At 59.7% G+C, this 20,938-nt stretch carries 25 protein-coding genes; all 25 read right to left on the minus strand.

Going from position 1 to position 20,938, the window contains the following annotated elements; genetic code table 11:
- On the minus strand, positions 1-1,970 hold a 1,970-nt coding region (locus FN828_RS19290), incomplete at its 3' end, for a phage tail protein (RefSeq protein ID WP_235891540.1).
- Positions 1,967-2,350: a DUF6950 family protein gene (locus FN828_RS19295; RefSeq protein ID WP_142494956.1), complete on the minus strand. Its 384-nt coding sequence runs from the start codon at positions 2,348-2,350 to the stop codon at positions 1,967-1,969. The genes FN828_RS19295 and FN828_RS19290, both read right to left, overlap by 4 nt.
- Positions 2,347-3,015, minus strand: coding sequence for a hypothetical protein (locus FN828_RS19300; RefSeq protein ID WP_142494957.1), 669 nt, complete (start codon positions 3,013-3,015; stop codon positions 2,347-2,349). Before FN828_RS19300 ends, FN828_RS19295 begins: the two co-directional genes overlap by 4 nt.
- Positions 3,016-3,017: 2 nt before the next feature.
- Positions 3,018-3,677: a hypothetical protein gene (locus FN828_RS19305; RefSeq protein WP_142494958.1), complete on the minus strand. Its 660-nt coding sequence runs from the start codon at positions 3,675-3,677 to the stop codon at positions 3,018-3,020.
- Positions 3,677-5,719 carry a hypothetical protein gene (locus FN828_RS19310; RefSeq protein ID WP_142494959.1) on the minus strand — a complete coding sequence of 681 codons (2,043 nt, stop codon included), beginning with the start codon at positions 5,717-5,719 and terminating at the stop codon, positions 3,677-3,679. The genes FN828_RS19305 and FN828_RS19310 overlap by 1 nt, the downstream gene beginning before the upstream one ends.
- Complete coding sequence (locus FN828_RS19315; RefSeq protein WP_235891541.1) at positions 5,716-5,871, minus strand: DUF7697 family protein; 156 nt, start codon at positions 5,869-5,871, stop codon at positions 5,716-5,718. Before FN828_RS19315 ends, FN828_RS19310 begins: the two co-directional genes overlap by 4 nt.
- A gap of 59 nt (positions 5,872-5,930) precedes the next feature.
- Entirely contained in the window at positions 5,931-6,374 is a 444-nt protein-coding gene (locus FN828_RS20690) for a hypothetical protein (protein WP_185959098.1), read from the minus strand.
- The gene (locus FN828_RS19320; protein WP_142494960.1) at positions 6,374-7,315 is read right to left on the minus strand and encodes a phage tail tube protein; all 942 of its coding nucleotides are present in this window, start codon (positions 7,313-7,315) and stop codon (positions 6,374-6,376) included. The genes FN828_RS20690 and FN828_RS19320 overlap by 1 nt, the downstream gene beginning before the upstream one ends.
- A 16-nt stretch (positions 7,316-7,331) precedes the next feature.
- The gene (locus tag FN828_RS19325; protein WP_142494961.1) at positions 7,332-7,751 is read right to left on the minus strand and encodes an acyl-CoA transferase; all 420 of its coding nucleotides are present in this window, start codon (positions 7,749-7,751) and stop codon (positions 7,332-7,334) included.
- On the minus strand, positions 7,751-8,395 hold the full coding sequence (locus FN828_RS19330; RefSeq protein WP_142494962.1) for a DUF6441 family protein: 645 nt from the start codon (positions 8,393-8,395) through the stop codon (positions 7,751-7,753). The genes FN828_RS19325 and FN828_RS19330 overlap by 1 nt, the downstream gene beginning before the upstream one ends.
- Positions 8,386-8,706 carry a head-tail joining protein gene (locus tag FN828_RS19335; RefSeq protein WP_142494963.1) on the minus strand — a complete coding sequence of 107 codons (321 nt, stop codon included), beginning with the start codon at positions 8,704-8,706 and terminating at the stop codon, positions 8,386-8,388. The genes FN828_RS19330 and FN828_RS19335 overlap by 10 nt, the downstream gene beginning before the upstream one ends.
- A complete protein-coding gene (locus FN828_RS19340) occupies positions 8,699-9,055 on the minus strand; it encodes a hypothetical protein (RefSeq protein WP_142494964.1) in 357 nt (118 codons plus the stop codon). The genes FN828_RS19335 and FN828_RS19340 overlap by 8 nt, the downstream gene beginning before the upstream one ends.
- A gap of 2 nt (positions 9,056-9,057) precedes the next feature.
- Complete coding sequence (locus FN828_RS19345; RefSeq protein WP_142494965.1) at positions 9,058-10,008, minus strand: Mu-like prophage major head subunit gpT family protein; 951 nt, start codon at positions 10,006-10,008, stop codon at positions 9,058-9,060.
- Positions 10,009-10,032: 24 nt separating this feature from the next.
- Positions 10,033-10,476: a cytoplasmic protein gene (locus tag FN828_RS19350; protein ID WP_142494966.1), complete on the minus strand. Its 444-nt coding sequence runs from the start codon at positions 10,474-10,476 to the stop codon at positions 10,033-10,035.
- A gap of 76 nt (positions 10,477-10,552) precedes the next feature.
- Positions 10,553-11,866: a S49 family peptidase gene (locus FN828_RS19355; RefSeq protein ID WP_142494967.1), complete on the minus strand. Its 1,314-nt coding sequence runs from the start codon at positions 11,864-11,866 to the stop codon at positions 10,553-10,555.
- Positions 11,863-13,452, minus strand: a complete 1,590-nt coding sequence (locus FN828_RS19360) for a phage portal protein (protein ID WP_142494968.1) — start codon at positions 13,450-13,452, stop codon at positions 11,863-11,865. The genes FN828_RS19355 and FN828_RS19360 overlap by 4 nt, the downstream gene beginning before the upstream one ends.
- A complete protein-coding gene (locus tag FN828_RS19365) occupies positions 13,449-13,658 on the minus strand; it encodes a hypothetical protein (RefSeq protein WP_142494969.1) in 210 nt (69 codons plus the stop codon). Before FN828_RS19365 ends, FN828_RS19360 begins: the two co-directional genes overlap by 4 nt.
- 1 nt (position 13,659) lies before the next feature.
- Positions 13,660-15,633 carry a phage terminase large subunit family protein gene (locus tag FN828_RS19370; RefSeq protein ID WP_142494970.1) on the minus strand — a complete coding sequence of 658 codons (1,974 nt, stop codon included), beginning with the start codon at positions 15,631-15,633 and terminating at the stop codon, positions 13,660-13,662.
- Entirely contained in the window at positions 15,633-16,259 is a 627-nt protein-coding gene (locus FN828_RS19375; RefSeq protein WP_142494971.1) for a hypothetical protein, read from the minus strand. The genes FN828_RS19370 and FN828_RS19375 overlap by 1 nt, the downstream gene beginning before the upstream one ends.
- Positions 16,260-16,480: 221 nt before the next feature.
- Entirely contained in the window at positions 16,481-17,194 is a 714-nt protein-coding gene (locus tag FN828_RS19380; RefSeq protein WP_142494972.1) for a hypothetical protein, read from the minus strand.
- Positions 17,191-17,772 (minus strand): hypothetical protein, encoded by a 582-nt coding sequence (locus FN828_RS19385; RefSeq protein WP_142494973.1) that lies wholly within the window; start codon positions 17,770-17,772, stop codon positions 17,191-17,193. The genes FN828_RS19380 and FN828_RS19385 overlap by 4 nt, the downstream gene beginning before the upstream one ends.
- Positions 17,773-17,961: 189 nt before the next feature.
- Positions 17,962-18,603, minus strand: a complete 642-nt coding sequence (locus FN828_RS19390; protein ID WP_142494974.1) for a DUF1376 domain-containing protein — start codon at positions 18,601-18,603, stop codon at positions 17,962-17,964.
- Positions 18,604-18,799: 196 nt separating this feature from the next.
- Entirely contained in the window at positions 18,800-19,156 is a 357-nt protein-coding gene (locus FN828_RS19395) for a helix-turn-helix domain-containing protein (protein ID WP_142494975.1), read from the minus strand.
- On the minus strand, positions 19,153-19,932 hold the full coding sequence (locus tag FN828_RS19400) for a hypothetical protein (RefSeq protein WP_142494976.1): 780 nt from the start codon (positions 19,930-19,932) through the stop codon (positions 19,153-19,155). The genes FN828_RS19395 and FN828_RS19400 overlap by 4 nt, the downstream gene beginning before the upstream one ends.
- The gene (locus FN828_RS19405) at positions 19,932-20,555 is read right to left on the minus strand and encodes a methyltransferase (protein ID WP_142494977.1); all 624 of its coding nucleotides are present in this window, start codon (positions 20,553-20,555) and stop codon (positions 19,932-19,934) included. The genes FN828_RS19400 and FN828_RS19405 overlap by 1 nt, the downstream gene beginning before the upstream one ends.
- Positions 20,556-20,938 lie beyond the last annotated feature (383 nt).

Raw genomic sequence — 20,938 nt, forward strand, 5'->3', positions numbered from 1 at the left:
TCGAACCCGCCCAGAGACCCGTCATAGATCTCCAGCTGCCAGCCGGTAAAATCACCAGACGCAAACCGGCCATTCCAGACCGACCGATAATCCTCCAGAAAATCCACCGTGAAACCCGTTTCCGTGTCCCAGGGACCGGGCAGTCCGGAGGTGGTGATCGGGCGCGCCCGGAAATCATAGGTCGCCGGAATAAGGTCGGGCACGATAAATTCGCCAACGCCACCCCGGCCCAGCGGGATCCAGTCGCTGTCGGCGGAGCGTTTGTATTCCACTTCGATCTGATCGACGACGCCATCATCGGTGACAGATGTGGTCAGAACCACCACGGTCTGGGCTTCATTGCGGAAAAACCTCACAGCTTCAGCCACGGCCAGAGATACCCCGATCAGATCCGGCGTCGGTATGCCTGTTCGGTCTGTGGGTGATGGAACATCCTGCCCAGAGGACCATGCCACATCCCCGGCTTCGCGTTCACGCACCACAACCATCTGCACCAGCGTGGTGAGCTGGTCCTCGATCTCCACCACTTCGAATACTTTGCTGGTATAGCCGTTCTGCGCACTGGTCCAACTGATGGTATCCAGGGGCTCAAGGGCAGCAAAGCTGGGCGGCAATGGCAGGCGATGGGTGATAAAACGGCGGTTGTCGCGCACATAGCTGTTCAGCAAGTGCTGACATTGGCTCTTATTGACCACGGCAGGCAGCCCCATATCCATGGTCAGACGCCGTCCACCATCATCGGCCTCCCAAGTCGTGTTATAGATCGGATCGGAGCTGCGCCCCTGATAGAGATCATTGGGTTCGACATATGTGCCGGTGATGGCATTGTTGGTTTTGGCGAGTCCGGGAAACGGTGTCAGGTCTGCGGCGCGGGTGATTAAAATGTCACCATCTGTCAGGCTGAGCACCGGCGATGCCGGGGCGCCGACGCGGGGCCGGAATATCCCGCCGAACTCACTGATCTGGGCGAAGCTGGCGCGGTTCATTTCCGTAATGATCTGCAGCGGCTCAATGCTGACGTCGATTTCAAAGCCCGCCTCGAATTGCACCCGATCCCCGATCAGCTCATCACATTCGTTCATCGCAGCAAACCAGCTGTCGAGCGGCAAATCGCTGGCGGGCACCTGTCCGCCATAGACATCACCAGTTGCCAGCGTGATGCCCCGCAGGATGTTGTAGTTGATCACCTGAGGGTTCTTCGTGAATGTCCATGTCGCAGGGTTTGACCAGCGCTGCACGCCGGATCCGCCAACCGTGCTGTCTTCGCGGGGATCGTAGAGGCGAATGCCGTCGATTTCGAACCGGACCGACGGCAAGCCGGAAAACACTTCGCGATCGAAGAGGAAGGTAAGCACCGCATAGGCGGACCCCTCCAGGACGTGATCCGTGGTCCAGGGGCGATTGGGGTGAGTGCTGTATTTGTCGACCAGCATCGCGTCGGCTGTGGCCTGCGTGCCATCATAAAACCGGATCCAGCCGCGATCCTCGCCTTCATTTTGCAGGCCCGTCAGGGGAGAGCCATATTCCGCATGCTGATTGGCCGGGGTCGTATCGATGGCGGTCCAATTCCCGTTGATTGCAACCCGCTCCGACAACCCCACCACAGGCAGGTTCGACACTTCGATGATATAGGTGAGGTAGCGATTGTTCTTGCCGTGGGAATAGGCTGGGGCAACCGCATGGCCTTCGACCGCATACCGCCCGACCACGAATTTCTGGGGCGTGACATCGCCGGTCGTGGTCTGCTCGGTCTGGATGCCACGATCATTGATGCCCACTTTTTTCTGGAGCATCTGGTTGGCCAGCGTCGTGACAACAGCCGTCAGCGCCCGGGTGACGAACGACGCAATCGCAGTGGCCGTACCAACGGCCACTCCAGAACTCGCCAGCCAAGTGAAAATAGCGCTGGAAACCGGCTCAGCATGGGCGACTGACGGCAACAGCAGAAGAAAAATCAGCAGCGATCTCATACCCGGAACGCCCTTTCTGCCTGCAGCCGCGTGACGCTGCCGAGCCCATCGGGATGCAGAACGAAGACACGTTCCGCACTCAGAATCCCAAGCGCATGCCCGTTCATCAGGGCGATGTCGCCGTTTCTGGCGCGAGCGGGCGGGGTTTCCTCTAATAGCGAGGCCACAAGCGCCACATGATCCTCAAATCCAATATCGCGCAGAAGGGTCTGGCCCCGTTTCAGGCTGCGGTACCGGCCCCGCCAACCCTCAGCGTGATCGATGCCGGTCACGCGCCGGACCCAGCCAGCAATAAAGAGAGCGCAATCATGCGATCCGGGCCGGAACCGGCGATGGCGCGCAGCTTCAAGATAGGCGGTCAGCAATTCGGCGCGCGTCATCCTTTGTCCTTCGTGTCTTCCAGGGTTGCAGTTGCAGGGGCCGTTGGCGGCGGGCTGCCCCGGTTTTCCATCTGGTTCCAGAACACGCCCACCGCTCCGGAGGTGGCGGCATATTCCCGGCCCCGGTCATCTGAGTTGACGGCGCGTTGAGCGGCGTCAGATTTACGGACAGTGAGAGCGCGGGTCAGAGATCGTGCGGCACTGGCGACGGTAATCGACATGGCGGCTTCGGTGTTTTCGACCGCACGCGGCACCGGCATCTCCTCAACGGTTCCTTTGAGGATCCTGTGCGGCTCGGAGATCAGCGCCCTGGTCGCGGGGTGAAACAGCGCACGGTGAACCTCGACCGGAGCGAGCCGGGCATCATAGCCATGGATCAGGTTCTGCACTTCGGCAGGCACACGCGACAAGGACAGCTTGTGCATACGCACGCTCAGCCCCACGCTGGCGCGGATCGGCTCAATGCCGAGCAGACCACCGGCCCCGTAATATGTCCGGCTCACCCCGCCAATGCTGAAGCTGCGCACGTCTTGGCCGGTCCAGAACCCCGTCGCCTCCACCAGCCCGGTGCTGCGGTTCCGGGCCTCGATCCAGACCAGCAGGCGCACAACGACCGCCCCGAGGTCAGCCAGATAGCTGCCCTCGGCGATACTGTAATCTCGCATGGTTACCTCAATGTTTGCGAAAACCCGAAAGACGCGCCCAGCACGCCACGCCGACCCCCGCCGCCATAATCAGGGTCTGGCTGCATGACGGCCTTCATGACAGGCCGGATCAGCGACACAGCAGCCCCCGCCGTCGCCGCAACAGGTATGGTCGGGGTCACTTCCATCAGCCCCGTATTGCCGCTTCCGTTAGCCACAGCCCCGACCACGATCCGGTGATAGGCATATCGCACCGGAGACGAGCCATATTGCCAGCCCAGCAAATCCCCCGGGCTCATGGTGTATCCAGAAGGCAAGCCTGACAGGCTGAGCCTGCGGCGGTCTGCGTCGATCGCTGACAAGCTCGGCACCGTTGCCCCGAGGATGGACCCGGTGGGGTCAAGTTTGGGAAAGGACTTGCGCGGATCGTATATCAGAAACGACGCCCCCGCGCGGCTGGCCAGTGAAAGCAGCGCTTCGGTTTCTGCGCCCCGATGGAAATTGGCGTCATTGGCCAGCCGAACCGTACCGCGCCAGACGGGCTCGCCCAGCGAGGCCTTCAGGACCGTACCATTGGCGGTGCGGTCCACCTGCTGAGGCTCGGCATCCTGAAACCGGACGTCCTGCACCCGCAGCTTTCCGAAAAACGATGCCACCGAAAGGGGGAAAGTCAGCGCCGCCATCAGGCACCAACCGCATAGGGATCATCATTGATCCGCTTCACGCTGGATGGCAGCTCATGCCGATCGTATTGCCGGATCCGGGCATCCGAGATGTGTGCCGCGACACGCCCTGACACGCTTTCGATTGTTTGTACGATGTTGCCGTTTTCCACGCGCGCCACCACCTCAACCCGCCCGGAGGATGCGGCAGAAATCCCCTTGGCATGATCAATCACCGTTTCATTGGGGTGGAGCATCGCCATGAACCCTCCCTTGCCGTCCAGGCCGCCGGTTCTCGATCCCGCGCCGGTATATCCCCCGCCATCGAAAGACTTGAAGATACTGCCGAGCAGCCCGCCGCTTTCCTTGGTGCCAAAAATACCCGACAGAGGCCCGTCACCCAGCAGAGTTGCCTGCAGGACCGCTCTTGCGATCGACGCCGTGAGGTCGCGCATCACATCGTCCAGATCCTTGGCCTGCATGATGGCGTCGATCAGCCCATTGCCCAATTCGTCGGAAAAGTACCGGGCCGCTTCTGCGGTACCGAGATATTCCTCCCGCGTCTGCTTGATCGCGCGCTGATAGGCTTCCTCGTATTTTCCGCCGAGCTTACGGATTTCTTCGAGCTGCTCGAGCTCATCCGCATAGCGTTCCGCAGCCGTCCGGGTTTCTTCATAAATCCTCTCGGCCTCGCGCAGCAGTTTGTTGTGAGCTTTCTCGGCCTCGCTTTGACCGCCGCCCCGCCCTCCTCCCGGATTCATGATCTTATTGGCGGCTTGTATTGTTTCCCGGGTTGGCACGAAATCCCGAACATTTGAAAACCGTCCATCGGAATCAAAACGCCTCGGGTCACCTCCGCGTCCGCCAGCTTGCCTGCTGAGTGTTTGATTGCGAGCATAGATGATGCCATACGCGGCTTGAAGGGAAACACCCAGATCACCAGCGAGGCGAGCAGCTGCCTTCGCCGCCGCATCGACACCCTTCTCAAGATCGACGCCGCTCAGGCGCAAAGCCTCGAAGGCTGCATCGCCAAGCTCTTCACGCAAGTCGCGCGTTGTCTGAAAGACAACTGCCATATCATCGATATATGCTGAGGTTTGTGCATTCAGTGTTGTCTGCGCCTGAGCGACCGCCATGAACCCTGCATCAATCTCTTTTTGGATGCGGGCGTCTTCCAGCGCATCATTTGCCTCTCGAAGCTTGCTGATTTTTTCTTCCAGAGCGTCGACCTGAGCCTGAATCTCTTTAGTCTCCTGACGCATTACATTTAACACCGGACCGGGAGCAACATTCCCGGCGATCTGAGATTTCAAGCGATTCCGCTCGGCGGTCAGTCGATCTATTTCATCCTGAACGCGAAGTTCCTGAACAGTCCTTAGGCCGGTTTGCATCAGCTTTAGCTGTTCAGTCGCATCGCGCGTCATGTCCTCAACGCCACCGATCGCCTCTGCTACAGCCTTAATCTGCTCTTTTGCTTTTTTACTTTCTTCGGTTGTGTCCATGAGCGCAGGCAAAAATGCTGCCCCCAAGGCGGCCGCACCACCGGCCACCACCAGAGAAAGACTGCCGAACCCCGCAAGAATATCCGGAATTTGGATAGCAAGAGCACCTACAAAATCACCTGTCACGGCCCCTTGCTGGCCAACCTGATTCAACTGATAGGCAAGGTTTTTGTAGATGTAGGTGCTACTGTCGGCTGCAGTTCCAGCTCCGCGCAAGGCACCGTCGAAGTCGCCGATCTGCCTACGCGCCAACGCCATGATATCTTGGGCTTCGTCTTGGGTAGCTATACCAGCCTGCATCGCCTGATTGACCTGCTCCTGAATACGCTGAAACTTCATCATGCTCGCAAAGGTCGGGTCCAATGATGCGCGCAGATTTTGGAAGGACTTCTGCTGCTCATCAATCATCGCATCAAAGACGGCAGCGCTTTTCCGGGCATCCTTGTTGGCCTGCGAAATCCCCATCAAGGCAGCCTTGCCGGTCTGACCGACATCGACAAAGTCGCGCTTGACCAATTCCGCACCATCCGCAGACATGCGGATTTTGAACTCTTTGCTCATCGCATCGCCTTTATGATCTCATTGATCTTGTTCACCATTGCCCGTTCGATAACAGGCAGGAGTTCAGCCACCGCAATCGGACAAATCCCGAGAGCCGCCGCCATGGTGAAGGCGGCGTTGAAGTCAAACCCGACCACATAACCGCCGTCCACATGCCGTCTCTGCCCGCGCAGGCGTTGCGCCAGATCCCAGACCTGACGCCCCTCAAATGTCAGCGGCTTTTCTTGCCCCGGGCAGTCTTCGCAGATCCCCGAGCACCCTTCGCAGTATTCCCCGCCCCCGCCGTAGTGCCATTCGGCGAGGACGAAGAGCCGTTTCCCTCTTCGGCCAGGAGAAAAGCAGGAGCGATATAACTGCTCTGAAATACCCGGAACGCGGGATAAAAATCGAACAATGCATTTACAGTTTCGTCTGAAACGGGAACAGGGGTCTTTCCGTCCGAAGAAAAGATACCAGACCAAGACTGAATGACCCGGCGCCCGATGCGTTTAGCAAATGTCACACTATCCTCCGCAGCTTCGTCGCCATTTCCGTCTTGGCGAGAGGCTTGCAGCAATTCCAGCATCATAGTGGAGGTCATCGGAATGACCGTCACGGAGACGCCAGCCATCAGGTCGATATTGTATGGTTTGTTTTGCAGGTTCAGCTTCAGCATCAGTAGGTACTCACATCGTTGATAAGGGTGGCTGTGCACATGGCGCCGCCATCCGTCTGCTGCGCCGCCTGCCAGTCGAAGGTCGCCTGAATGCCATTGGGGCCTTCAATGTTGATCTTTGGACGCGGCAGGAACACACGCGGCACGTCGAGCTGGAATTTCTGACTGGCCGAGCGCGTGAGCTCAAACTTCAGCGCGCAGGCGGTACCGTTGGTGGCCTGATCCAGCAAAGCGGTCGAGGCAAAGCGCAGTGTGATCCGCCCCGACAATCCGGCCATAGAGGGATCGATACCATCGATCAGACCATCGTCACGGATCGTTTCCACCGCATCCAGATTGTTGGTGTAGCTGATCTCGGCATTCACGACATTGGCCAGCGCCGACCCGTCACGGCTGATAGACCCGTTAAACTGCCCGAACCGCGTGATCTCCCAATCACTCAGCGTCCCAGCCTGCGACGTGGTCGCATCGACCTCCCCCTGCCCGATCAGATCGACATTGGCCTGAAGATGCCCGCTGCGCTGCATTGTCCAGTTCAGCCGGTTCACCATGCAGCCACGGCTCATGCTGAACTGCGGCACCTCAGGCATGCCCTTTTCGATCGAAAGGCTCGGCAGAACCCAACCGCCCGACTTAAACACATGGGTATAGACCCCGGTATCCTCGGTTGTGGTGGCTGCCCCGAATGTGGCCTTCAACCAGACCCCCCAGGACTGCAGATCAATCGGGACAACCAATGTGCCATCGACGGTCACGACATCCTGACTGGGATCGATCGGGTCGCGCCCATACCCCAGCAATTCATTCTCCAGAAGCGGCTGGCCGCTGCCCAGCGAGTTTCTGGCAAATGGCATCCGATGAAACCCGCTCAGCGGGGAGGTGCCATAACTGGACTCGAAGGCCAGCGCACAATGCGACCGGGCCCCTTGTGCTCGTGACATGTCAGTCTCCTTTAGTTCAGATCAGAGGATCCGGCGTTGCGTAATGAATCCGGAGGGCAATGGCGGCAGACTTAACCACCGCCGCGCCCTGAGTGTGGATGTCTTCCGGGACCGGTGCGCCGGCCTCGATCCAGTCACACAGACCTCCCAGCGTGCGGTCCTCATCCAGAAGCGCCGCCAGTCCGGTCTTGATTTCTTCAAAGCGGGCCTGCCGGTTCTCACCCTGAGTGAACACATCCAGTTCCGCTTCATGGATATAGTGATACAGCAAGGGCGACATGGTCACCTCCGGATCGCCCGGATCGCCATCATGCAAGATAAGCACCCCGGTCGGCCCGAATGTGGGCAGAGGTGAATTGCGCAGGACCTTCAGGCCCATGCCTCGCTCAAGCTTCACCATCAGCGCGGAGAGGATGGCTTCAAGTCTGCTGGCCATCAGTCCCCCCAATATGCCCGGATGCGACCCGAGATCGTGCCGAACACGCGGCGCGTTTCCTGATCCAGGTCGTATCGCTTCCTCAGGCGCACCTGCGGTACCAGAATAAAAATCGGAACGGTTTGCTCCCCGCTCAGAATGCCATCGGACTTGCGGCGGCGACCGCCTTTGCGCCGGGCGCGCTGCTTTGAATCGATGCGCGCATGGTCGGCCACAAGAAGGGACGGCTTGCCCTTGCGATACACAAACCGCAAAGGCAGATTGTTGCGGCGCTCCCAGGTGAGGGGCGTCATCTTGCGCCCCCAACGCCCAAGCCCTGCTGCCGGTGTGGGGATCGCCAGATAGAACCCATCGCTCGACTGGATCAATGCACCGCTGTTATGCGCTGACACAATTTCCGGTGCCTTGGTCCAGACAACAGACGCAGCACCCATACTCACAGCGCTCCCCGCCGGGAATGATACCCCCCGAACCGTTTTGGCCAACCGGTCTCCGGTCCCCATTTTCCGGATCTGGGAGCGCCAACCCTCTTTCAGATCCTGCTGCGCCATCCGCATGGCGCGCGTCACAGCCTTTGCCCCAAGCAGATATTCCTCTGTGAACACCGCCTCAGGATCAAAGGGGATATCGAATTTTACACGCATTCTGCGACGGCCTCCATGACCCACCACTTGCGCTGCTCATCCCGCCGGAACCCGTCCTGTATGACGTAGATATCATCCTCAAACTGAAGCCGGTCTCCGACATTCGGCATGGCAAGTTCGCTGACACGCACCCGAAACGAAAATCCCTCTGTCATGAAGCGCGAGGCCCCATGCCGGACATCACGATCCGCGCGAAACGGCACCAGACGGATCGGAAAAGCGTCAAACCCTGACGGGATATAGAGGGCTGATTTTGCGAACTCGCCATGATCCCCGAAGATCGCGGCGAGATCGCCAGAGATATCAACCACCCTGCCCGGCCCCGTCTTGCCCGGGAACGCCGGGCGCGGCCCCTGTCAGATCAGGCGGGGCAGAACCCTGCCCGCCCCCGGACGGGGCTGGATCAGCGTCGACGACAGGCTGATCCTCTTCAAACTCGAGCAGCGCCCGGTTCAGACGCCCGGACGGTTGCTCCAGATCGAAGCTCTCTCCGCGTTTGAAGGTCAGCGCCTGATCGCCATCAAGCTCAACCACACCGCCACGCGGAAACTTCCCCCCCAGAACCAGCACGCGCAAGGCGTGCTGATCCCGGGTGAGGCGGAGACGCGCCGGGCCACGAACCGTGGCACCGGCTGCTGCAATCACTGTGACCCGCTTCATGGTCACACCGCCTGCAGCAAACACGCATGTTGCCAATAGCCATGACCGGTATTCCGGATGGCTTTGACCCCATAGTGATGCTTGTCCTCGTTGAATTCGAGCTCGGAGCCCTCGGCGATGGCCTTCACGGTCACACCCTCCTCTTCCTGCCGGATGAAGGGCTTGACCGAACCGTCGGTGCGCATCACGGACAGCTTGTCCGTCCAGCTCAGACGCGGATTGACGGCCAGACGGAAGGTGTAGCCATCGAGATTGGTCATCACGTTGGTATCACCCCCGCCGACAACCGGGTTGTTCAGCGCCGCCGCTGCCGTGGTGAACCATGCCGTCGGCACCATCACCAGGAAGGTCCGGGCCATTTCGTTCATCGGCTCGCCCTGATCGTCTTTGAAGCCGAGGATCTGCTCGACACCCTTCAGCACCATCGCCCGGATTTCTTCAGGCGATGGCAGGCTTGTCGTACCATGCAGTTGGGCCGGCACCGCCGAAATATCGACCGTGATGCTGTTGGACTGCGTCCCGCTCTGGCCTTCGCTGTGATCGGTGTCGAAGAAATACTGCCCGTCGTAGCAGACAGCCGTTTCCCCGCCCGCAATATTCGCAGACAGCAGGCTCTGCCAATGCGTCACAGTCCGTCCGGCCAGCTCATTCACGCGCACCATGATCTGGCCAGTCTTGTCGCGGCGCATCCAGTCCACCGGAACTTCCAGTGTGGCTTCGAACTTCTTGTTCTCGATCGTGATGCCGTTTTCGCGGAAGCCCTTCGCATGACGGCCACCGACCCATTCACGCATGGCCGGGGCCATACCCAGCCACTTGTAAGTCTCCGATTCCTGATCGGTCTCAAAATACATCGAGATGTCACCCACCCACGATGCTGCCACGGCTGCTTCCAGCGCCATGTAGAAATTGCCAATAATGGCGCGCGATGACAGCCCCTTGTTCCTGGACATATCCGTTACTCCTTAAGGGCCGTTTCAGGCCGTTGCGATTGCGATGGCGCTTTCATGCGCCGCCGCCAGGGCTGCATCGAATTCGACAACAGCCACCCCGGTCGAGACCCAGCGGGACACAAAACCGATCAGCGAGTTGGTGCCGCGCGTCAGGGTGAAGGTGTCGTCATCGGAGGCATAGACCGGGGCCCGGTCGTTGGTCGTGATTGCAGCAGCTGTGACCGGCAGTTCGATCCGACCCTTGGTCACGACACGAACCCGGATATCACCAGCAGAACCAGCAGCGTTATCGGCTGTCTCCAGGCAAAACCCCTGGAAGGGATCGCCAGCCTGCAATGGGCGGGAATACCCCGACCCGTTTTCGCCAACCGCAGCACCTTCATAGATGATGTCTGCGGCGATGGCGGGGTATTCCTCGTGATTACCAAGCTGGTAGGCACGAGATTTGTCCACGGAAAGCGTGGTCATTTCAGTACTCCTTGTTGTGGGATAGTGGCGCGGTCATCCTTCTGCGGATGCTTCCCGCCCCGATCGGGCGGCGCGGTTACGCGCGGCTGTAAATGCGGGCTTGCCCGCTGTCCTGCGCCTTCATGAACGCCAGATAGGCATTGTAGTTGCCGCTGAATTCGGCGCGCAAATCGGCATCCTTATCCCAGGACGCCTTGGCCTGGTCTTCAATCGAACCGGTCTGCGAAGTTGCGGGCGCAGGATCCGCCGGGGCGACAGCGGCCCCCGCATCGCCATCCTGACGACTGGCCAGATAGTGGCTGCCCGAAGCCTTGTCCGCCTTGACGATTTCCAGCGCGAGCTTTTCTGCCGCCCAGCCGGTCGCGCGGGCGCGGGCAACCAGCTCATCATGCCCATCAACCGCGATCTCATCGATTGCGGCAATCCGGGCCCGCTCCGCCTCGACGGCCTGCTGGATCTGCTGATCCGCGCCTGCTGTCGCAGAGGCCTCGATTTCGCTCACAATATCGGCCCGATGCTCTCGCAGCTGGGCCGCACTGATGTCTTCCCAATTCATCTCTTGGGTCTCCTGTGCTGCGGGGGCGGTATCCGCTTGAACTGCATCGCGGTCCGCCATCTCCGCGACAAGACTGTTGAGGGTGCCACGCGCATCGGCCATGCCCCGGCTGATCGCCGCATCGGCATCGAACACAAGGCCCTGACCGAAACGCTCCAGAACCTCGGCGTCTGTTACGCCCCGACCCGATGCCACGCTGGCCACGAACTCACCGCAGCTCGCATCGACCAGAGCCTGCATTTCCGCCCGCCCGGCCTCGCTGTCGGGATCAAGGCGCTTGTTTGGGCTGTCGCCAGAGACCACCCGAACGATGCGCGCACCCATCTTTTCGAACATCGGCTCAAGATCCACGTATTCGATCACTGCGCCGATCGACCCGACAGTCGAGCCGGATCCTAAAACGATGCGATCGGCGGCGCTGGAAAGCCAATAGGCAGCAGAAGCGCACAGCCCGCCAACAAACGCCTCAATCGGCTTGGGTCCACTCTCAGCGATGAACGCGGCGCAATCAGCACAGCCCGCAACCAGACCTCCGGGGCTGTCGACATCCAATACAATGCTGCTCACCAGGCGACTTTCCTGCGCAAGCTGGATGTCGCGCATGATCTCCTGATAGGACCAGAACCACCACGACATCTGCCGCATGAGCATGCCCCGCACGGGAATGACTGCGACACCGGCGTGAACCCGGGCAAAATCAGACCCTTTCAGGCGCTCCCCCTCAGAGACAGCGGCGGCTTCCCGCAGCTGGCCGCGTTGCGAAATCGCATCCGCGATCATCATTTCATCCTGACGCAGGGCCCAGATGCGGCTGGATCGATCCACAAGCATCATTCAGTCTCCAGATCATTGTCATTATCGTCGTCTTCGGCATCCTGCTTTGCCGTGCTACCCGGGGCAGGATTTGGCTTGCTGCTGTAACCGTCACTGCCATCCTGAGACCGTCTGCGCCGCACTGACCGGAAATCCGCACCGAACCGTTCCGCCGTGATGCGGGTCAATGAGGTGGCCCCCATGTCCAGATATTTGGCGTCCGCATCCGCGTCTTTCGTCGGATCGATGGTCGGGCGCGCCGGGCCCATCCATTCCGCACTCAGCCAGGCACTTCGGATCAGCGGATCTGCAAAGAACCCCGGAGCTTTCAGGCGGCCACGCGCAATGGCCTCAGCAATCACATCTGCATAAACAGGCTTGCAGAACTGGGTGACATGCAGCTTGCGATCCGTCCGGAAAAACTGCCATGCCATTTCAAGAGCGGCCCGGCTGGCCGAGTAGCTGGCCTGAAACTTCTTCATCAGCAGCTCATAGGGCAAATCGGTGCCCGTCCCGATCTCCTGCGCGATCGCATCAATGAATGGGGAAAACTGTGGATTGGGGCGTCCCGGGGTGAAGCCCTTCACCTCCTCATTAGGCAAGATGTCGAAGATTTGGCCCGGCTCCACGATATTGATCGGAGCCGCCCCCTTGGACTGGCCGGATGCTGCATTAGTGGCACCGAGCTGCGCCCCGAGGTCTCCATCCTCTGATCGCAAACCGATTGTAAAACAGGCACTGACCACCGCAGCCATCAGTTCCGCCTCGGAATACCGCGACCGCTGCTTCAGAGATTCAATCACCGGCGCAAGCAGCGGCGCATATCGTGACATGTCAGGACGCCACCGCACCCCATGCACATGGAGCACCAGCTTGTCCCCGACGCGGTCATAAGCCGGGATAGTCTGCCACGACACTGCCCCCTGCCGGTGCCGATCAATCGCATGACGATTGGCAAAATGATAATGCGTCGGGGCCCCGTCTTCATCCAGTGCGATACCGCCTGCCAAGGTCGCGCTGTCAGGCTGCCAGTTTGGATTCGACAGCCGGTCAGCCTCAACCACCTGCAGGCAGGTCGCGAGCAGCCGCCCCTTGCGCGGGCGGAACCTGCGGATCGCCAGCACGTCTCCGGAAAGAAGCCGGGAGCGGTACATCAAATCCTCAAGCTCGGCAAAAGTTTGCGTCCGCGTGACATCACAATCCGGACTCTCCGCCCAGTTCGTCCAGATATCGAGCGCCAGCCCCTCCCATTCATCTGCCTGATCCCGGGATATCCCAAGGCGCTCATGGTCGATTTCCGGACGGACCACGTGGCCGGTACCGACCACATTCACAACCTTCGTTGCGATGGCGCTTTGAGCCAGCGGATCGTTACGCACCAGATCACGAGACCGGGCCCGCAACGTGTCCAGGTCCGGAAGCGTATCCGCATCGGCACTGGCCCCTTGGGTGTTCCAGCTGCGCATCGAACTGCGATCCCGGCGTGCCCCGATATATCCGGAAACCTTGGCATAGGCGGCACGTGCCTGAACCCGTCGCAGTCCGGCAACCGGTGAAAGCCAGCCCACAACGCGATCGAGGGCGGTCAATTCAGCGCGACCACTCATCGCGGCACCGCCGTCCGGAAGACCCCACCACGATTGCGGCGGTTCAGCTTAGCAATCAGCCGCTCCTCTTCCCGGCTCAGCCAATCCAGATCCAGACGCGTGACCGACAGGCCCTCATAGTCGTAGCTCTGGACTTTGCCTTCCAGAATAGCCGTGATCGCCGCCTGAATCAGTGTCAGGCGGGCATCATAATCAATCGCTGTCATCTTACCTCACTTGCCCGCGCAGTCCGCGCTGGGGGAGTACGGGCTGTGGCGGTGCCACTGCGCGTACGCTTTGCTCGAACAGATCGCCCTGAGAGTCCGGGGCGGGAGCCGACCGTTCTGCACCGAGCGCATCCCACTCTTCAGCCGTCAGGGCGGTCCATCCTTTGCGACGGGCCGCCGCTTCGGCATAGTTCATCGTGTCCAGACCCTCGTTTCGGCGCGTGGGCTCCGCCAGTTCCCAAGAGCTCGTCACCACCCCGGTTCGGCTACGTTTCAGAACACGGATCTCGGAGGTAATCTGTCGGTAATACTCATCACCCAACCCCAGCGGAAAATCGCAATACCCGCGCTCAACTGGATCGTCCTTGTCCAGCCACGTGTAAAAATCGGCCTTCAACTGACTGACATTCAGCATGAATGCCCGTTTCTGACGCCGTTTGGCCTGCCCATCATTGCGACGCTCAAATTTCATAGGCGCCATGATCGGGCCATTCTGGGTTGAGGCCCCCTTGACGATGATCACCCGTGACCACGGCCAGCGCCGGGCATAAGACCAGACATCTTCGGTATATGTGCCACCATCAATCGCCATCATGTCGAGCGGCAGGCGAAGCCCCAACTCCGTCCGCCAACTGGTTTTCAGCAACGCATCGAGCGCCAAACGCCCGGCATCGTCACCGATGTGATGTGGAATCACGATGTAATCCACCACCCAACGGCGATAGTGCTCACCAAAGGCAACAACGTGAACTTCGGTGCGATCCCCCTGACAGTCCACACCGGCGGTCAGGATAACACCACGTGACGGCACCACGCCACGTGGTCGGCCCTCTACCTCGGGCGCATTCTCCACGCGATCCCGCAACAGCTCCCAATCGGGCCCCTTGCTGGCCTGCTCAAACGGTAAACCCAGCACATCATTAAAAAAGGTCTGCTCCGTCTCCGCCTCGACCTTGTCAGCAACCGCCCCCTCCGCTTCGCCACTCGCCCGGACCGCCGTCCACCCCATGGCACGCGCATAATCCACCGCAATCGAAACCCAGTCTCGCTGGGGGGCATATGCCCTCCAAAGATGAAAACCCGGATGATCCCCCGCCGGATTATGCGCAACCCAGCGTCCTTGGGACACGATCCGTTCCTTGTCGGCATGCTCAATAACACCTCCGCACTGATCACAGCTGAAACACGCTGCGTTCAATCGCTCGGGATTCAGGTTTTTCCTGAAATTCTCCCAAGTCAGAGGGGCCTCATGCCCGCAATGCGGACATGGCACATGAAAAAGGCGGCGATCACTCCGGTCATAGGCCCGGGATATCCTGCAGGTCCCTTTGATCTGCGGTGTCGAAACCCGCAATACCTTTGCATCCTCAAATCCGGATGCACGGCTTTCCGCCAATGCTTCAGGATCACCCTTTGGGGTCATCTCGAATTTTGCGACATCGTCCATGACCACAAGACGCCGTGACGTCCCGGCAAGGTCATCAGGCGAACCCGCGCTGGTGATTTTCAGCGACCCATTCCGGGCCAGAGTTTCCTGATTGAACTTAGCGTCCTTGTGATCGCCACGCCCCTCGCCGAATATCCTCCGAAGGCTTGGAGCCTGCCGACGCATGGGGAGCCACTTGTTGTCAGCCCACTCCGTTGCGGCACTTGTCGTGGGATGCACCACAAGGCTGTCCAATGGCCCAAACTCATGCCAGGCACCAACCACCGGGTTCACAATCGAAACCGTCTTACCCCATTGCGCAGAACCCCGAATGGTCACTTCCCGCGCTGGATGCTCGGGCGACAGAACCTCATGAATCTCCTTGAGGAACGGAAAGCGATCAATCCGAAACGGTCCAGGAAGAGGCGAACGCTCATCGAAGACGATGTTTTCCTCACACCAACGCGTAATATCGGGCCGCGGCGGCGGGGCCATCGCGGCTGAGAGAGCCTCAGCCACAATTCTCTCTGCCGCCGCCAGAAAACCCATCAGAAATTTGCCTCTTGTTCCGCATCCGACATTTCTGTCGTGCTTGCTCGCTCGCTCAGTTTTGCCTGCCGCGTACCGCGATGAGCCCGCCAAGCCTCCACAAGAACCTGACGCGCGGCCCGATAATCCACTCCGAAACGATCTGCCATTTGTCGGGCAGCTTCGCGCATCACTGTTTCAAACTCCGCAATCTCTTGACCAATCTGTTGCGTGACCTGTCTGCGCACTGCGGAGGCCAGCACAACGGTTCCCTCTGCCTCAGCGTTGGCGCGGCGCAGTCGGCGTGCTTCCTCCTCAACCTTCTGAATGCGGGCGAGTTCATATCGATCCGAATCCTTCGGGTGTAATTCCGTCCCAGAACGCGGAACAAATTCAGCCGGTTCAGTGTCGCCCGCCCCGCTCTGCAACTCCGATAGGCGGCGTTTAGTGGACGCCCCGTTTCCAAGCATTTGTCCGGCATCGAGATTGCGACCGAGCAGGGAAACACAGGCCTGAAGATCGAACCGGCGGCCCCGTCCATCCCCAGAGAAACATCCATCCAACCTTCCCGCCGCGACCAGCTGGCTGACACGCCCCTTGGTCAAACCCAGCTCTTCCGCCAACTGCGTTGCTGTCAGTCCGACCATGAGAATATTTTCCTCCTGATTTAGGGGGGTATAGTTGTTTAGCTGTCTTAGTTTAGGCTTTCTGCGACGTTTAGCGGGGCAAAACCTCCGGCCTCTGCCGCACCGTATACGCCTGAACCCCGGAAGGACCCGCAGCCCCAAGGCAAGGCATCGCCCAGACACGAAAACGCCCGGCGGAGGATCAGTCCTCGCCGGGCGCAATTCGGAAGCTGGTTGAATGTCTAGCCCCCTAGAAGTTCACCGTCAACATTTTTTAACCAAGGTGCTCGCGGAGGCATTTCACAGCTCACATCGAATGAGCTCAGCCCACTGTATATCTGGAATGAACAGCGCAGCTCATGCAAAGCCCCCCACCAATCAAGATATGACCGTCGCGCACGCGCTATATCAGCAACGGTGGGCCGCACAGAAACGGGGCAGAACAGCACCGCCTCTTGCACAATCTGCCCCTTACGGTTGCGACGGGATTGCATAGGCCACCCATGTGCACCCAAGCGCGCTGCATCTTCAGTCTTGGCACGGATACCATAACGGTTCGTATGAGTTTCGACTGGATATACCCGAGGCGCAGCATCCGGCATCCAATCCGGCACCGCCCCGGCCCGCGCCAACTCGGCAATCCACACCGCCATGCGCCGTCCGCCCCGTGCTTCTGGCAGAGCTGACACAGCAGCCGCCACAGCATCGGCATCCGGATGCGGCTCACTACGCCCACCACCATCGATCCGACACCCCAGCTGCTCATGCCGCAGGATCATTGCTGTCATGGACGCATAGCCATAGCCCAGTATGCTTTCCCCATCCTCTGCAAAGTCCAGCCGGGCACACTCACGCCGAAACGCCCATTCCAGCAAGGCATGAATGCTGATTATCTTCTTGGCACCCAAACCCCTTACCTGCTGCCCTGCCATCATACCCCGCTCCTGCTTTGTCATGCCGCCTGCCCCCTTTGAACCAGAGCCAGCGCCGCTGCGTGGTCCGCGTCATAGGCCGCCAGCCACCCCTGATCCTGCTGATCCAAAACGACACCGCGCATAAGACGATCACGGAACCTTTCAGCCTGACTCCGCCACTGCGCAGCGCGCTCGGATATCCGCCGCCGCTCACCATCATTCATCGGCGGGCGATGCTTGACCCGCCACCAACGATATTCAGCCACCAACCGATCCTGTTCCTGCGCCGCCGATCCCGCCGCACTGGCAAACCACGACGCCATGCCCGGCATATCCTCGATAGGGCGCGGCTGTGCCATCTGGGCAAAGGCTATGAATGTTGCGCGCTCAGGCCAGAAACATCGAGCCGACCCCTCCCCCTTGTCTCGCATCGCCAGCGCCACACGCCGCAGCGCTTCATCCGAGAGATAGGCCATGTCATCGCACAGCGCCGCCAACCGCCGCGATGCAACATCATCCGGGGTGCCCTTCTTGAAACGAAAACCGAGATCCTGCAAAGGCTCCAACAGCAGCCGCCTTACCCGCCCGCGCTTGGTTTCGGTCATGTCGTCATCGCTCATCACAATCTCCTTTCTCAGCCCATCCAAGACTTATCCACAGGCCAAACCGTCAAAATTAGCACGCCAACCGAACTTTCCTTTTTTATTCTTTGTGTTGTGTGTTCCTTTCTACAGTCCACACATTCTGATCCGAAGTGTCACGATTCTGTCCAAAAGTGTCACACGGACAGAAATGGACACATTTGGCGTTCACATTTTGCGAGTGCCCAAGGCATGCATTCCCTCAACGACGCGAGGCGAAGTGCGGTAGCCAGTTGGGTAGTTTTCATCAAGCCACTGATGCAGCATCACGATGTACATTTCGTCTTTCGACAGACGCTCGTTACCCAATGAGGCAACAACTTTTCTCAATCGCGTCAGAGCTTGCCGCTCTTTGTCCGCAAGATTCTTTTCTGCGTTCTTTTCTTTGAAACCCAACGCCTCGTAAGCGACCTCAGCCACTACGTCATGCATCAGACGCGGCCCCTTATCATCACGCAGCTTGCCATCGCGGTCCTGCACGAAACAAGGCTTCCATCCGTGCATTGGTGATGGAACACGCCGCTTGAACTTTGCCCATTCGTCGGACGACACCCCTACCAGCGCGGCCAACTTTTGGTCATCATCAGGCAGCGTGCCAACAGGGTTCTGATATTGCGATTTGCACCACAGGGTCAGCGCCACTGCCTGAACATCCCATTCAGCGCCATCCAAGATGAAATCAGAGTTCAAGAAACGATCATAGTGGAACGGAAAAAAGGAATGCGATGCAAGGCGCTCGCCATACGGGATTGGATAAACAGGCTTGTCATCCTTATTGACGACTCGCAGATTGCAGCTGCTACTCGTCATTGCTTCGCCTCCCACTCCCCGCAGAATTCAAACGGGAGTGTTTCTGGCCATACAGGTGCCAGATAATCGCCAGACATACTCTCTACTCCGACTTCTCCTATCGCCGGGCGCGGCGCATGGCGACGGCAACGCCCATGTGGGATACTTGCGTCATGGCCATCCCAGAATTTGCATCCTCCGCACGTACCAAGTTTCATCACGCCACCCTCCGCACACTGCGAAACACCGCCCGTCGCTCATTGCGCACGAATACCGCGCGCGATCTGGCGATGATGCGCTGTCGTATTTCGTCAATCAGTCCGTCATGCTCGACTGCCAGCACCACTTCATATCGCCGTAAACCGCTCAGAACTGTTGTATGATCGCGCCCAAAATAGCGCCCGATTTGCGGCAGGCTTTGGCCCGTCAGTTCCCGACCCAGACCGAAGGCGATGTGCCGCACCGCGCAGATTTCCCAATCCCGACAACGTCCGATCAGCACCTCCAGGCTGACGCCGAAATGGTCCGCAACCACCTCCAAGACATCCTGCATCGATATGGTCTGCGTCATCATGCGGCCCCTTTCAGATACTGCGCCGCGATCAGATCGCGCACCCGGCGCACCTGATCGGCATATTTTTCGAACAGCTTGTCCCGGGCGCGATCAGCTCCCGCCAGAATGGTCTTGCCGTGCCTGCCTGCATAAAACTCCCCGATCCTGGACGAACTGAGACCGGTCAAATCCTGCGACAGCGCATAGGCCACCGCCCGCGCATTTCCGACGCCATCACCACCCCGCCCCAGCAGTTGCGCCGCATCCAGCCCCCAGACCTGCGCGACCGCCCGCGCCACGTCATCCAGCGTGGCGGCAGGTGCGGCCTTGTCGCCATCCCGCAGCACCGTCCAGCGCAGACCGCGCTCACCCAGATCGCGCACTATGGTGGCCCGCCCCACGCCCAGACGTTCCGCCGCCTGCGGCAGGGTCAGGCCTTCTTTTGCCAGCAGCGGATATTGCCGCAGGCGATCTGCCTGAGGAACAGCGTTGGGATTGCGCTGCGGCGGCTTGCGCGGGGCCTTGACCTTGGTGGTAGTCAGCCCGCCCGGCAGCGTGGGGCGCGTCACCTTAGTTTCGCCCGGCGCAACTGTGTGCCGTTCCCAGATGTCGCAATCCCCGGCACTGATCGTGCCAGGCACCTCGCCATAGCCGAAATGTGCACAGCCACCGATGTCTCGGATATTGTGACCCGTGAAATGGCGGCAGACACCGCAGATCCGCCGCAGGGCCAGCGGGCGGCCACCAGAGTTCGAATTGCACCCATCGGCGCGGCTACCAGAAATCCGTATATCCATCACAGATAATCCTCCTCTTTTTCCAGCCGCTTCCGACAAGGCGCAATCCAGTGAAACCGTGGACCGAGCGCAGGGTGGGCGGACTTATCCCAGACCAGCCAGGCATAGGCTGTGGCCGTGCTACCATCCGGGGACAGCCACCCCTTGTGCATCACGACGCGTTCCGTGAATTGCAGGATGTCGCTGGGTGGAGTGCGTGCATACAAGCGGTCATAGCGCCCCTGCCCCTCCAGAAACGCAGCCCGCACGATCACGGCGACACCGCTGTCGCTGACTTCCAGCGCACGCTGGATGAATTGTTCAGCCAACCGGAATGGCGGGTTTGTCACAGTCCAATCCGTGCTTTCCACCGGACCGAACAGGTAATCACGCACCGGAAACCCAACGCCATAATCGTGGACATCTGATGCCACGACAGACCCGAAATACTCCGACAATGGGCGCACCATGTGACCCCGGTTGGCAGCAGGTTCGCGACAAGACATCCCGCGTAGCTGATGCCCTTGTGTCACAAGAAAATCGCATAGCGCCCGCGTGGCCCAGGGTGGCGTCGGGAAATCGTCCAGCGACTTATGCGGCTCATGGCGGCGCTGCATGACGGCGGTGGAACGGTTCTGGGTCATACGATCCGCGCTCCAACAGGCTCACGGGCCGCAAAACCCAGGCAAAAATAAACCATGAGCAACGAAAGCACATTCCGCGTGAGTGGGATTATATGGCCGGGACGATGCGACAACATCGCCCCGACCGGGGAAACCGCCCCCTTGAGAAAAGTGCGGCACCACGCGGACGCCAGCGAAATTGGACCCTCGCTGAAATCCGCCACCAGCCAAGAAAGGAAGTTCTTATGGCTGATTTGTTTGGGGGCAGAACCCCCATTCACGACCGGACCAGAACATTCAGCACCCCGGCAAGGGATCAGGAAGGTAGGCGAGAAGCCCCCTGCCGGGATGCCGTCCGATGGTGGGGGGATGAACCACCGGAAACTCATAGCTTCGTCTCCAGG

The organism is Thalassovita litoralis, from assembly GCF_900182725.1.
In the GTDB taxonomy this organism is placed as follows: Bacteria; Pseudomonadota; Alphaproteobacteria; order Rhodobacterales; family Rhodobacteraceae; genus Thalassobius; species Thalassobius litoralis.